Genomic DNA, 13,233 nt, shown 5'->3' on the forward strand with positions numbered 1-13,233 from the left:
CGAAGCCGCAAAGTCTCATGCCTCCGGCAGCAAGCCCCACGTCCGCAGGATGCGGGACACCTCCCGCTTCTCCTCGGCGGCGAGCGGCGCGATCGGCGGCCGAACGACGCCGTTCCCGCGGCCCAGCTGCGCCATCGCTTCCTTGACGACGCTGACGTTGTCGCCGCTCAGGCGCTGCTCCCGAAGCCGTTCGAACGGGCGCGTCTCTTCCCACAGGCGCATCGCTTCCTCGAACCGCCCGAGCCGGAGCGCCTCCGCCATGGCGAGCGAGCGTCCCGGATCGACGTTGGCGAGCCCCGACGTAAAGCCGACCGCGCCCGCGGCGTAGAAGAACGGCGCCCATGTCTCCGCCGTGCCGCAAATCCACTCCAGCGCGCTCCCGATCTCCCGCGCCGCTTGCGCGAACGCGGGCAGATGGTTGACCGCGTACTTGACGCCGACGACGTTCGGAATCGCCGCCGCCTCCCGAAGCGTCGCCGCCGAAATCCCTTCGCTCCGAACGTACAGCACGATCGGCAGCGACGTCGCGTCGGCGATCCGCCGGTAATAGTCGAGCACGCCGTCCTCGCGCTGGAACGGATGCGCGGGCTGATGAATCATCAGCCCGTCCGCCCCCGCCCGCTCCGCATGCGCCGCGAGCGCGGCGGCCGTCTTCGCGTCGTGCCCGACGCCGGCGACGATCAGCCCGCGGCCCCCCGCGGCTTCGACGGAAAGCGACGCGACGCGCTTCGCCTCCTCGACGTCGAGCGAATAAAATTCTCCCGTGTTTCCGCACGGATATAACGCGTCCAGCCCGCGATCGATCAAGAAGCGGATCCCGTCGACCAGCGCGTCTTCCTCGATCTCTCCGTCGGGCCGGAACGGCGTGACCGGGATCGCGTTCACCCCTCGAATACGTTCTCTGAATCGTTCCTGCGCTTGTTCCTGCATGCGTCGCGTCTCTCCTCCTCTTACTCGGCCTTCTGGAACGCCATCCGCCCTCCGTCCACGACGAGGGACGCCCCCGAGACGAAGCGCGCCTCGTCGGAGGCGAGGAACAGCGCCGCGTTCGCAACGTCCTCCGGCATGCCGAAGCGGCCCAGCGGATGCGACGCCAGCATCGTCCGCTCCTTCGCTTCGCGGTCCTCGAACAGCTGCAGATGCGCTTCCGCGAGCGGCGTCAGGATGAAGCCCGGGCATAGATTGTTCGCCCGGATGCCCTGCCCGCCGAACTCGACGCAGAGGCCGAGCGTCATCGCATGCAGCCCGCCCTTCGCCGCGTGATACGGGAAGTGGCGCTGCTGCGTGCGATACACATGCGTGGAGGAGACGTTGACGATGCTCCCGCCGCCGGCGTTCGCCATATGCGGAATGGCATGCTTGCAGCAATGCCAAGCGCCCTTCAAGTTCGTATTCATCACGCGTTCCCAGTCGTCCTCCGTCGCGGTCAAGACGTTCGTATGGCCCGTCACGCCCGCGTTGTTCACCAAGACGTGAAGCGCCCCGTACGCATCGACCGCCTCCTCGACGACGGCGCGCGCCTCGGCTTCGCTTCGCAAATCCGCCCGGACGAAGCGGGCGTCTCCTCCCCGGGCGACGATCGCCGCGACGGTCTCTTCGCCCGTAGGAGCGACGTCGTTCGCGACGACGCGGGCGCCCTCCTTCGCGAATCGCAGCGCGATGCTTCGGCCGATGCCGGAGCCCGCGCCGGTGACGACCGCCGTCTTGCCGCGCAGTCTCATCGGACGGACACCTCGGCTTCGTCCGCCGCTTCGAACAACCAATCCAAGTCCTCCGCCTTGCCGGCGCCCGCGACGTCCCGCGCGCGCAGCGGCGGATCCGCCTTCACGACGCCCGCGATCAAGTACGCCCCCTGCCCGAAGACGAGCCGATGCCGCCCCGCCTCGTACAGGAAAGCATGAATATTCACGCTCGGTTGGAAAAAGACGCTAACCCCGTTCTTCAGCACCGGCGACAAGCCTCCCCGATCGTCCGCGTGCGTGTTCTCCTCGAGATTCGGCACCTTCAGCCACTGCGGATCCGCGGAATTGAAATACCCGACGAGGATGCGGGCGGGCTCCTTCAATTCGATGTCGAGATGGACCCCGTCCCGAATCGCCGCGTCGCAGCTGAACCGGATCGCGGTCGCGCCGTCCACCTCCTCCGCCACGTTCGACGCGAGCAGATCGGCGTCGGTGAACAGCTTGCTTTGCTTGCGCAGCGCATACGTCTCCGCGTCCGGCGAATGAAGGACGAACGCCGCCGGCGCGTACCGTTCGATCGGCCGGACGGACTCGACGACCGGCGCCGGCAGCCGGCCGGCTCGGAGCGACTCCAGCCGCTGCAGGAAGACGTCGAACTCCGCCTCGTACAGCGGGAGGCAATCTTTCCAGTGCCGGTACGCCTCACCATCGGGGAACGGCACCTTCCGCTGCGGCGTCTGCATGCTGTTGGCGTACAAGTACGTTCGCTCGGTCAGCTCCGTCAGCTTGCGGTACTGCGCGAGGCTCTCGCGGAAATGCGGCACGGCCGCCTCCAATCGCTCCACCTGCGACGCGTAATCGCCGGCGGCGAGCGCCTTGTACGTCAAAATGTCGATCGCCGCCCGGACTTTATGCGTATAAGCGCGCGTCATTAAACCGATCGCCTCGATATCGGCCGCGAGCCGCTCGAACTCGTCGCGACCGCTCGCTACGAACGGGCGAGCCCGCACGATCGCCCGCTCCGCCTTCTCGGCGTGCCGTTCGACGGCCTCGATCACGTCGAGCGGCGTCTCCCCGATATGCGGCTCTCCCGCCAACTCGCGCTTCACGAATACGTCGAGCCGCTCCCCCTCCGGCGCTTGGCATTCCCACAGCTCCGCCCAAGGGCGGTAGCGCTCCGGATTCGTCAGCTGGCTCATCGTCATGCCGAGGCTCATCGTCTGGCGATTGCCCTCCGTGATGCCGAATCGGCGCAGCAGCTGCGGCGCGTTCTCCCCCGACGCCTCGTACGCGTCCAAGATCGCCTCGCCCGCCTCGGCCGAGCCGTATCGTTCCGCGATCTTCCCGATCCAGTAGGCTCGCTCCGTCCGCGGGTCCAGGTCCGGATTCCAGGCGTAGCGGAACCACGCGGCGAACCAGATCCAGTCCCGCTCCAGCTGCAGCAGGCGGGGGCTCGCCTTGTCAGGCGCGTACGGCCAATCCCAATAAAACAGCGGATACAGATGGATGCCGTTCGCCTCCAGACGGTACTTCGCCGCTTGCACGCATTTCTGAATGAAGCTCGGCGATCCGTACCGGAACGGCTCCAAATTCGCAAGGATATGCACGTTGAAAAGGTGGACGGAATGCAGCGAGCTCAGATGCCGATGAATGTCCTGCCAACGGCCGCGCGGCGTGTACGTCGTCAGCGATTCGCCGTTATACTTGGCTTCCGTGAACAAATTCGCGTATTTCGGGATCGCGGCTTCCATCACCTTCTCCGAAGGAATCGCATGCGCCCTTACGATGATCGGCGGCAGCTCCTTCCGATCGAGATCCTTCAGCCCCTCGTTCACGCCCGTCAGAATCGTCTCGTTGAACCACTCGACGCCGTACAGAGCGCCTTGCAGCGCTTCCCCGAGGCAAACCATCAAGCCGACGTTCGGGAACGATCGGATGAAGGCGGCGATCGACCGAATGTAATAGTCGCTCGTAAGCGGAAGCGGCTTCGGCTGGTGCAAATCCAGCCCGTGCTTCTCCGCGAACGGCAGCGGGATATGAATGTTGTAAAATTTCAACACGAGCCAGATGCCGCGGCGGTCGCACTCCTCCGCCAGCCACCGGAACGTCTCCGCGTTCAGGCGAAACTCGTCCTCGGTCACCTCGAGCGCTTCCGGATACTCCGGCAGTCGAACGAGCGAGGAGAACGGATGCCCGGACCACACGTACACGACGTTGCAGCGGTAGTCCAGCAGCCGATCCAGGTGATCGATCCAGAGCGCTTTGTCGTAAAACCACGGGAACCGGCCCGGCGTAATCGGGTATTCGTACGTGCGCCGCGGCGGCTCCACCTTCGTCAGCTGCAAGGGGACGACCGGCCCGCGCAGCTTCATGACCGGCGCGTCGCCGAAGGCGAGCTCGTCGGGCAGGGCGCCGCGCGCCGCGACGACGGCGGCCAGCTCCTGGCAGCCGTACAAAGCGCCCGTGTCTCCGCCGCCGGCCACCACATATAAGTCGCCCGGCAGCCGCGCCAGATAGAACCCCTCGCCCTCCGGCGGCGCCGTGTGGTACAGCAGCACCTCGCGTTCCTCCAGCTCGCGAATGAGCTCGTTCGTCCGGCGATCGCCGACGACGATCTTCGGCCCTTCGATGCGCCGATAGTCCGAGATCGACCACGTCTCCGCCGTCTCCTCGACATCGTATCCGGCCGCGCGCAGCGCCTTCTCGATCAAGCCGGCGCCGAACCGCAGCCGCGGCGCCGCGTCGGCGGGTACCGCTATCGTCGCTTTCATCGCTTTCGTCATCGATGCCTTGCCTCCTCCGACGTTCCTTGTTCTTATTGCGCAGACTTCCGATGCAGCTCGAGCAATTGCGTCAGTCCGGCTTGATTCAGCTCTTGCACGTACTGATTCCATACCGCGTCGTCGTTCACGTCGACCTGCCCCATGATCGCCTTCACGTAAAATTGCTCCGCGATATCCGTCACGCCCGTGATCAGGCTGTTCGCCGTCTCGCGGTCCTCGGCGGACAGGTCGAACGCCGTGAACGGCACGAACGGCTTATCCTTGAACGCTTCCGATACCGCCAAGTCCGTCTGCCGATCTTCGTTCGATGCGACGTACTCCGGGTCCGTGACGAGGAATTCGATGAAGCCGGTCTTCTGGAACATCTCGTGTTTATCCGCCGCGCCGTTGCTGTATTGCGGCTTGCCGTCCACGACTTCGTACGTCTCGCCTTCCACGCCGAGCGTGTGGAACTTCACGCCTTCCGGCGACGCGGCCCAGTTGAAGTATTCGAGCAGTCGATCCAGACGATCGCCTTCGACCTTGTTCGTTATGATAGGACCGTACGAAAAGAACGGCAGCTCGCGGTCGACGAAGCCCGGCTTGTCGCCCGTCGAGAGGTTGACCGGCGCCCAATCCCATTGCGCTTACGGCGTATCCTGCATTAGATTTTGGAAATACGCCGCGCGCGTCGCGTAATCGTACATAAGGAAGGAGCGGCCGCTCACGCCGCGCTGCGTCCATTGTTCCGTCGTCATCGTCGGAAACTCTTTTTCGATCAAATCTTCCTTGTACAGCTTATTGATGAACTTGAGCGACTCGCGGAATTTGTCCGTCGCCTGCGCGTACATGACTTCGCCGTTCGCGTCCGGATCGCGGTAGAAGCCTTCGAAGCCGTACCACATATCCCCCGGCAGACGATAGGCGTTCACGGCGATGCCGATGACGCCGTCCTTGCCGCGGTTCGAGATCGGCACGGAGTCCGGATACGCGGCCTTGATCGCCTTCAGCGCCGCGTACAGCTCGTCGAGCGTCTCCGGGAATTTCAGACCGAGCGCGTCGAACACGTCCTTGCGGTAAATCCACGCCTTCGAGTGGCTGCGATAGTTTTTCGCCGGCAAGTAGTACAGCTTCCCGTCCGGATTTTGCGCGAATTGGGTGACGACGTTCCATTCCTCGTCCGTCCACCATTTCCGATATTCCGACAGCGCGTCCATATAGTCGGAGAGCGGCACCAGGAAGCCAGCCTCGCCCCACCGCTTCACTTCCGCCTCGTGGTTCAAATTCGGGATGTAGTCCGGATAGTTGCCGCTGGCGAACAAGACGCTCAGCTTCTCCAAGCCTTCCCCCAGCGTGATGTAGTTCGTGTCGGTCTTGATGTTGAACTTCTCCATTACCAACTTGTCCTTCATCGTGGGATTTTCGTCCGGCAAATTTTGATATTCGGCCACAACGTCATACTCCAGCAGCTTCGGCGCCGCGTCCGCGGGCGCCGGCGCCGGATCGCCCGACGGGGTTTCGGCCGGTGTCCCCGTTTCGGCGCCGGTCGACCCGGAATCGCCGGAGCTGCAGGCCGATAAGACGAAAGACAGTGCGACGATCAAGCTGACCCATGCGGCGAACGTTCTCTTTTTTTGCATCGCTACCAACCTCCTCATGATCTGTTCCATCTCTTCCCCTCAGCTGTCGAGTTGCATCCTCCCTTGCAGGCTCCCCTCTCGGTGTCCGTCGGACCGTTGGCCGCAGGCGACCGGCGGCACCCCCTTTCCCTGTTTCCATTGCGTCAGCCCTTGAGCGAACCGATCATGACGCCCCGGACGAAGTATTTCTGGATGAACGGGTACAACGCGAGCATCGGCAGAATCGAAATGACGAGCGTGCCGTATTTCAAGCTCTCCGAATTCGCCTGCGTCTGATAGTCGATCGGGCTGCCTTGCATCAGATTCTGAATTTGCGATTGAAGCACGATCTGCCGCAGGATGAGCTGAAGCGGGTACTTCTCGTTCGAGTTGATGTAGAGCAGCGCTTGGAAATAAGAGTTCCAATGCTGCACCGCGTAGAACAGTCCGATCGTCATGACCGATGCCATCGACAGCGGCAGCACGATGCGGACGAGCGCCTGCATGTCGTTACATCCGTCGATCTTCGCCGACTCCTCGATTTCCTTCGGGAAATTTTTGAAGAACGACAGCATGATGATCATGAAGTACGTGTTGATCGCCAGCGGCACGGTCAACGCCCAGAACGAATCGTACATGCCCAACGAGTTGACCAAGAGGAATTTCGGCACCAAGCCGCCGCTGAAGAACATGGTGAGCAGGAACATTTTCAGGAAGAAAGAACGGAAAGGCAGTCGGCTCTTCGACAACGGATACGCCGTCAACACCGTCATCGCCATATTGACGGCGGTGCCGAGCGCCGTAATGACGACGGAGTTCAGGAACGACTTCGGAATAAGGAAATTGCTGAAGATGAGCTTATACGCCGTCAAGTCGAAATTCACGGGCCACAGGAACACGTTGCCGGCGACGATGTCCTTCGGTCCGCTGAACGAGATAGAAACGACATGGATGAAGGGCAGCAGCGTGATCAGCAGGACGACCGCCATCGTGACGTGCGTCGCGACGTCCAACAACCTAGAGGATATGGATCGATCTCTTACCATCGCGTATCACCTACCATAAGCTTTCGCTCGTCAGTTTGCGGGATGCGTAGTTCGCGCCGACCAAGATCAGCAGGTTCACGACCCCGTTGAACAATTCGACCGCCGTGCCGAAGCTGTAGCTCATATCGACGAGGCCGCGCCGGTAAATATAAGTCGACAGCACGTCCGCCGTCTCGTATGTCGCCGGACTGTACATGAGAAGCACCTTTTCGACGCCGACGTCGAGCAGGCCGGACAAGCTCAGCAGCAGCATGACGACGATCGTCGTCTTCAGCGCCGGCAGCGTAATGTGCCAGATTTGCTGCGAGCGTCTCGCGCCGTCGATGACGGCGGATTCGTACATCTCCGGATTCACCTTGGAGAGGGCGGCCAAGTAGATGATCGATCCCCAGCCGAGCTTCTGCCAGATGTCCGACGTGACGAACAGCGTCCGGAACCAGTCCGCGTCCCCGAAGTAATATTTCGGCTCGATGCCGAACAGCGCGCCGAGGATGTTGTTGATCGCGCCGGACTCGGGCGAGAGGAGCATCTTCAGCATCCCGACGACCGCGACGGTGGAGATGAAGTACGGCAAGTAGCTGACGGTCTGAATGACCTTCTTATACAACAAGTGTCGGACCTCGTTGAGCAGGATGGCGAACAGAATCGGCGCGGGAAACCCGAAGATCGTGTTGTATACGCTAAGCAGAATCGTGTTGCGCAGCAGCTTCCAGAAATTCGGGCTCTCCACGAAGACGATGAAGTGTTTGAGGCCTGCCCAGGAGCTGGTGAAGACGTTTACAATATAGCCGACATTCGCGTTCAGCCGGAAATCCTTGAACGCGACCAGAATGCCGTACATCGGCAAGTATTGGAACACTACGAAATAGACGAACCCCGGCACGAGCATCAACAATAGAAAACGATGCACCGCCACCTCTCTCCTCAGCCGCCTCCACTTTCCGATCGAGGCCTGCTCGGGACGAATCGTAACCTGCTGCCGCAAATCCATCGCTTTCTCCCCTTCGCCGATTTCGCGGCCCGCCTCGCCGGCGCCGCCGCTCGATGCCAATGTAGCAGGGCATGGCGCGATGCCGCAAGGTACATTCCCTTCGATCGGCACCCAACTCCTCGGAAGAACGGAGAAACACTCCATTCTTCCGGTCGGCACCCGAATCTTACGATCGATGTCCTTCCGGTATCGTCCATGCCCTGCGCGGGATTCGTGGACTCGATAAGGCTTAAGCTTCGATGCCCCGCTCGTCCAGGATATCCTGCACCCGGACGCGTTCCCCTCCGTTCGCAGCGCTTCGGCGCATCGCCTCGAGAACGGCGATCGTTCGCACGCCCTCCTTGACGTCGGGGTACGGTGTCGCGCCACGGTCCAACGCGTCGGCGAAATAATCGATGTAATTCTGGTATTCGCCCGCGTGGTGACTCTCTCCCTCGAAGCGGAAGTAATAGCCGTGAAGATCGTCGAACGTGCGGACGTTCTTCCCCTCTCCGGCGAAGTGCGTATAATAATGCAGTCGAAAATATTCCGCTCGCGAGCTCCCCCTCGTCCCGCGCAGCGTGCACTGGATCGTCGGCTCCGCATCCCGGCCGAGCGTCGGAAGCGTGTAGCTGCCCGAGACGACGCCGATCCGTCCCGCCCCGTCCCGCAGCAAAAACCTCATGCTGTCCCAAACGTCGAGTCCGTAGCTTCGGCTCGTCTCGCTGCACCGTCCGTACCCGACGACCTCCTCGACTCCCGGTAAGTACCAGCGGACCAAGTCCGCCGCGTGAATCATGAAATTGTACATCCAGCTGAAGCCCGCTTGCCGGCTCCACCCCTTCTCGAGAAACCAGCGCCCGTCGGTGATGTAATGCGCCTCGACCGTCTCGAGCTCGCCGTGCTTGCCGGCTTCGAAGTCCTCCCGCTGCCGCAGCATCGGCTCGAAAAACCGCGAGCTCTGCCCGACGAACACATGCTTGCCGGTCCGCTCCGAGAGCTCGATGAGCTCCTGGGCGCCGTCCAGCGACAACAGCAGCGGCTTCGTGCAGATCGCGTGCTTGCCGGCCTCGAGCGCCTGCTTCACATGCGCGTAATGCAGCTGATCCGGCGTATAAATCGCGATCGCATCGATCGCGTCGTCCTGCAGCAGCTCCTCGTACGACGTCGTCCACCGATCGAAGCCGAACTCGTCGGCCCGCGCCCGGCAGACGTCGGGGTTCAGGTCGCATACGCGGCGAAGCTCCCACCGATCGCTCTGCAACGCGGCGGACATAATACTGCGCCCTTCGCCTAAACCGACGACGCCGAGCGTATATCCTTGCTTCGTTGTCATATCCGTTCATCCTCTCGTCTATGAATCTATCCCCATTATAGGAAGGGTGGAGGAACGGGTCTCTATCCGATGTTGCGGAATAGTTAAGCGATTTTGCTGCCGGAAGCGATCCTAGACGAGGAAAATCGAGGAGGCTATACTGAGGGATAGATAAGGGAGAGGGGCGAAAACGCGATGACGAATCCGTACCAACTGAAGCAGCTCGTTCCTCATCTGGATCCCGCGTTCCCGTTCAACGTGTTCGACATCGTACCGCCGGAGAAGCAAATCATGCATCTGCACTGGCATGACGACTGGGAGATCGTCTATTTCAGACAGGGCAACGCCGTCTTCCATATCGGATCGGAGCGGGTGCGCCCGCAGCCCGGCGATCTGCTCTTCGTCAACCGAGGTCTCATCCATACCGGCTTCGCGGAGGATGACGGGAAGGTGCGCTACGCCGCCGTCGTCTTCCATCCGTCTCTCGTCGCCGGATCGTTGGCGGACGCCTATCATTTGCAAATCATCGGCCCGTTCGCCTCCGGGAAGAGCTTCTTTCCCATTCATATCGGCGCGGAGCATCCTCAGCATCCTTCCGCGGTCGCGCTCGTGGAGGACTTGATCGCCGAATACGGCGCGAAAGCCAAGGGATACGAGCTGGCCATTCGGTCTAAGCTTCATCTGCTGCTCATTCATCTGCTCCGCCACCACGACGTGTCCGGCGGCCGCACCCGGGTGCACGGCTTCGACGAGGAGCTGTACGGACGGTTTAAGGAGCTGATCGCCTACATCGAGAACCGTTACGCGGACAAGCTGACCGTGCAGCTCGCCGCTTCCATCGTCAACTTGAGCGAATACCACTTCTGCCGCACCTTCAAGAAAATTACGGGCAAGACGTTCGTCGAATACGTCAACTTGCACCGCATCAACGCCGCCGAGCGGCTGCTCGTCGACACGACGACGCCGGTGACGGAGATCGCTTACCGCGTCGGCTTCAGCAGCATCAACTACTTCAGCCAAATGTTCAAGCACTACAAGCGATGTTCTCCGTCGCAATGCCGGAAACGGCAGGGCGCGCATGGAGAGTGAGGGCGCTTCGCTCCTTCGCTACTTCGCTACTTCGCTACTTCGCTCGTCCGTCAAGCCTGCTCCGGCCTGTCCGGCCTGCAAAACTACAGGTATTTAACTCCGGAGTACCCCGCCACGGCTTCGCTCCTGCAATAATGCAGCTATTTCACCCCTTTTGGAAGGTGCGGAGCTCAAATAACGATTCATTTGCAGTTATTCGGTCGTTTTCGGCCATCAGCGCACTTTTTACCTGTATTTTCGCAGCTGCGCCTCCTTCGCCGGGGTGCCCCGCTCGTTAACGAGCAAGGACAACCCGACAATTTACAATCCTTATGTTTGCGGAATTTAGGGGAAACCGCTTTCGTTTACGTGATATACTCGTTACAACATCAGGACAAGGCGGTATTACAATGAGCTTTCTAAAGACGCTGACGAACAGCTATTTCGCCAAGCTCGTCTTTTTCGGTTGCTTCCTTACGACGCTGCCTCTGCTCGCGTTGGGTTTTTATTCGTACAAAACCACGCTTGATATGACGGAGGCGCGGACGAATCGAGAAACGATGCAGCTATTAATCCAATTGCGGCTGACGACGGAACAAGTGCTGAAGACGGCGACGCATTCCGTAACGCAGACGGCAAGCTCTCCGGTAACGGAACGGAGCCTCGAGTCGAGTTTCAAAGGAGAAGACTTCCGGTTATACAAGGATCTGACTGCGAGCCTTCGTAACTTGCAAACCTTCGATACCGGGATCCAAGACATCCTGTTCGTCAACGCGAGACAAGGGTGGACGGTCGGCAACGACGGCCTGCGGCGTTGGGACCCGACGCGAGACGACCTCGCGTTCGACCGTTATTCGGACGAACGAACGGAGGATGCGTATTGGGCCTTCCAAGCGCATTCCGCTTTCCCCGGTCAGCCGATCGATTCGGATCCGAGATGCAACCGTCACCTCGAATACGTCGTAAAGCTTCCCGTGGATCGGTATGAAAAATCCGGCCTGCTCCTGACGCGGATTCCGGTGTGCGAGATGCTGCGGTTTTTCCCCCAATCCGAAAAACAGTACTTCATATTGGACGAATCGATGCGAGTCATCGTCGCCGACCGCCCGGAAGTATTGGGGCGTTCTCTGACGGACGTAACGACGTACGAACCGACGGACGTCGCCGACTTGCAGGACTTCTTTAAAAGCGAAATCGACGGCCGACCATACGTCCTAACTTACCACCGCTCTTCGACGAACGGATGGACGTACTTGTCCGCGACCCCGATGAGCGAACTGACCCGCGAATCCGAACGAATCGGTTGGTTTACGTTTTATTTATGCTTAGCCTTTTTGTTGGCCGGCGCCGGCATGGTCTGTTGGTTCTCGCTTCGAATGTATAGACCGGTTCGCGCTTTGCTCCGCTCCGTTCTCCCGAAATCGGCCGCCGACGAACTTCCCGGTCGGCAGAACGAATTCCAGTGGATCGGCCAACAATTCCAGCGCTTACGGCAGTCGAAGGAGAAGCTTGAACAAGAGCGGTCCGCTCATATGAATCATGCGAAGAGTTACTTTTTGCTTCGGCTGCTCCAAGGCGACATTCGTCCCAAGGAAATCGACGAACAGCTGCGAACGTTCGGCTACGCGGCGCACGCGGCGCAATGGCGCCAAATGGCCGTGCTGTCCATCCAATTCGATGCCTTGGAACAATCCCGGTATCGGGAGTCCGACCGATCGTTGCTATTGTTTGCCGTCGGCAATATCGTAGAGGAACTGATTCCGGAACACCGGCGGCTATCGCCGACGATCATCGACAAGACGCAAATCGCGCTCGTCGGCGATTCGAACGCCGACGAGGCGGATTTCGCGCGCGGCCTGGAGCAGTACGCCTTGCAGATTCAATCGACGGTCTCCTCCTTGTTGGGTCTGTCCGTCAGCGTCGCGATCAGCCAGCCGTTCCAAGCGTTCAGGGAAGCGCCGCGCGCCTTCCAGGAGGGAGCGGAGGCTCTGCATCATCGGATGCGGCTCGGGGGCGGCCTCGTCGTCCGGTACAGCAGCTTGCCGCCCAACCAAAAATTCGCCATCGCTTATCCGAAACGGTGGGAAGACGCCCTCACCGATTCCATTCGGCTGACGGAACCGGAGCAAGCGCATGAAGCGCTGGACCGGCTGCTTCGCGAGATTTTCGCCGTCGAACGCCATCCGAAGGAATATCAGATCGCTCTGGCGAGACTCTTGAACCAATTAATTATCGTGATGCAAGAGCTCGGCGTAAGTATCGGCAGCGTATTTCGCGACAACGAATCCCCCTACGATCGCTTGTTTCAGTTGAAGACGCTCGCCGAGATCGAAGCTTGGTTGAAGACTGACATCGTCGCCCCGATGATCGACACGCTGCTGGAGCGCAAACAAGCGCAGTATCGACATCTGTCCGAAGAAATGATCGCTATGATTCATAATGAATTCGACACGGATCTGACGTTGGAGAAATGCGCGAAGCGGATGCACTATAACATTAGTTACTTGAGTGGCGCGTTCCGCAAGGAAGCCGGACTCTCCTTCAGCGAATACTTATCCAACTACCGCCTTCATATGGCGAAAAAGTGGCTCCTCGAAACCGAAATGTCGATTAAAGACATCGCGGAACGTCTGCAGTACAACAATTCGCAAAACTTCATTCGCGCCTTCCGGAAAGCGGAGCAAATGACGCCGGGCCAGTATCGCAAGGAAGCCTGCCGCCCGGAGTAAATCGGCGGAACGAGAGCGCGGACGAACACATCCGTCCGCGCT

At 60.5% G+C, this 13,233-nt stretch carries 10 protein-coding genes; 2 read left to right on the plus strand and 8 right to left on the minus strand.

What is annotated here, in order from left to right; translation table 11 throughout:
• Nucleotides 1-15: 15 nt before the first annotated feature.
• The 8 genes from RIN49_RS07975 to RIN49_RS08010 form a co-directional block, all read right to left on the minus strand.
• Nucleotides 16-930 carry a dihydrodipicolinate synthase family protein gene (locus tag RIN49_RS07975; protein ID WP_309119642.1) on the minus strand — a complete coding sequence of 305 codons (915 nt, stop codon included), beginning with the start codon at nucleotides 928-930 and terminating at the stop codon, nucleotides 16-18.
• 20 nt (nucleotides 931-950) lie between these two features.
• Complete coding sequence (locus tag RIN49_RS07980; protein ID WP_309119643.1) at nucleotides 951-1,721, minus strand: SDR family NAD(P)-dependent oxidoreductase; 771 nt, start codon at nucleotides 1,719-1,721, stop codon at nucleotides 951-953.
• Nucleotides 1,718-4,465: a hypothetical protein gene (locus tag RIN49_RS07985; protein ID WP_309119644.1), complete on the minus strand. Its 2,748-nt coding sequence runs from the start codon at nucleotides 4,463-4,465 to the stop codon at nucleotides 1,718-1,720. Before RIN49_RS07985 ends, RIN49_RS07980 begins: the two co-directional genes overlap by 4 nt.
• Nucleotides 4,466-4,497: 32 nt before the next feature.
• The gene (locus RIN49_RS07990) at nucleotides 4,498-4,923 is read right to left on the minus strand and encodes a type 2 periplasmic-binding domain-containing protein (RefSeq protein ID WP_309119645.1); all 426 of its coding nucleotides are present in this window, start codon (nucleotides 4,921-4,923) and stop codon (nucleotides 4,498-4,500) included.
• Nucleotides 4,924-5,091: 168 nt separating this feature from the next.
• A complete protein-coding gene (locus tag RIN49_RS07995; protein WP_309119646.1) occupies nucleotides 5,092-6,084 on the minus strand; it encodes an extracellular solute-binding protein in 993 nt (330 codons plus the stop codon).
• 143 nt (nucleotides 6,085-6,227) lie between these two features.
• Nucleotides 6,228-7,109, minus strand: coding sequence for a carbohydrate ABC transporter permease (locus RIN49_RS08000; RefSeq protein ID WP_309119647.1), 882 nt, complete (start codon nucleotides 7,107-7,109; stop codon nucleotides 6,228-6,230).
• 10 nt (nucleotides 7,110-7,119) lie between these two features.
• Nucleotides 7,120-8,211: an ABC transporter permease gene (locus RIN49_RS08005; RefSeq protein ID WP_309119648.1), complete on the minus strand. Its 1,092-nt coding sequence runs from the start codon at nucleotides 8,209-8,211 to the stop codon at nucleotides 7,120-7,122.
• Nucleotides 8,212-8,329: 118 nt separating this feature from the next.
• Complete coding sequence (locus RIN49_RS08010; protein WP_309119649.1) at nucleotides 8,330-9,415, minus strand: Gfo/Idh/MocA family protein; 1,086 nt, start codon at nucleotides 9,413-9,415, stop codon at nucleotides 8,330-8,332.
• A 174-nt stretch (nucleotides 9,416-9,589) separates the two neighbouring features.
• Here RIN49_RS08010 and RIN49_RS08015 point away from each other — a divergent pair, with 174 nt between their 5' ends.
• Both RIN49_RS08015 and RIN49_RS08020 read left to right on the plus strand, forming a co-directional pair.
• Nucleotides 9,590-10,483, plus strand: a complete 894-nt coding sequence (locus tag RIN49_RS08015) for a helix-turn-helix domain-containing protein (protein ID WP_309119650.1) — start codon at nucleotides 9,590-9,592, stop codon at nucleotides 10,481-10,483.
• A gap of 389 nt (nucleotides 10,484-10,872) precedes the next feature.
• Nucleotides 10,873-13,191, plus strand: a complete 2,319-nt coding sequence (locus RIN49_RS08020; RefSeq protein ID WP_309119651.1) for a helix-turn-helix domain-containing protein — start codon at nucleotides 10,873-10,875, stop codon at nucleotides 13,189-13,191.
• Nucleotides 13,192-13,233 lie beyond the last annotated feature (42 nt).

The sequence above is a fragment of the Paenibacillus sp. genome, assembly GCF_031177825.1.
Classification (GTDB): Bacteria; Bacillota; Bacilli; order Paenibacillales; family YIM-B00363; genus Paenibacillus_AE.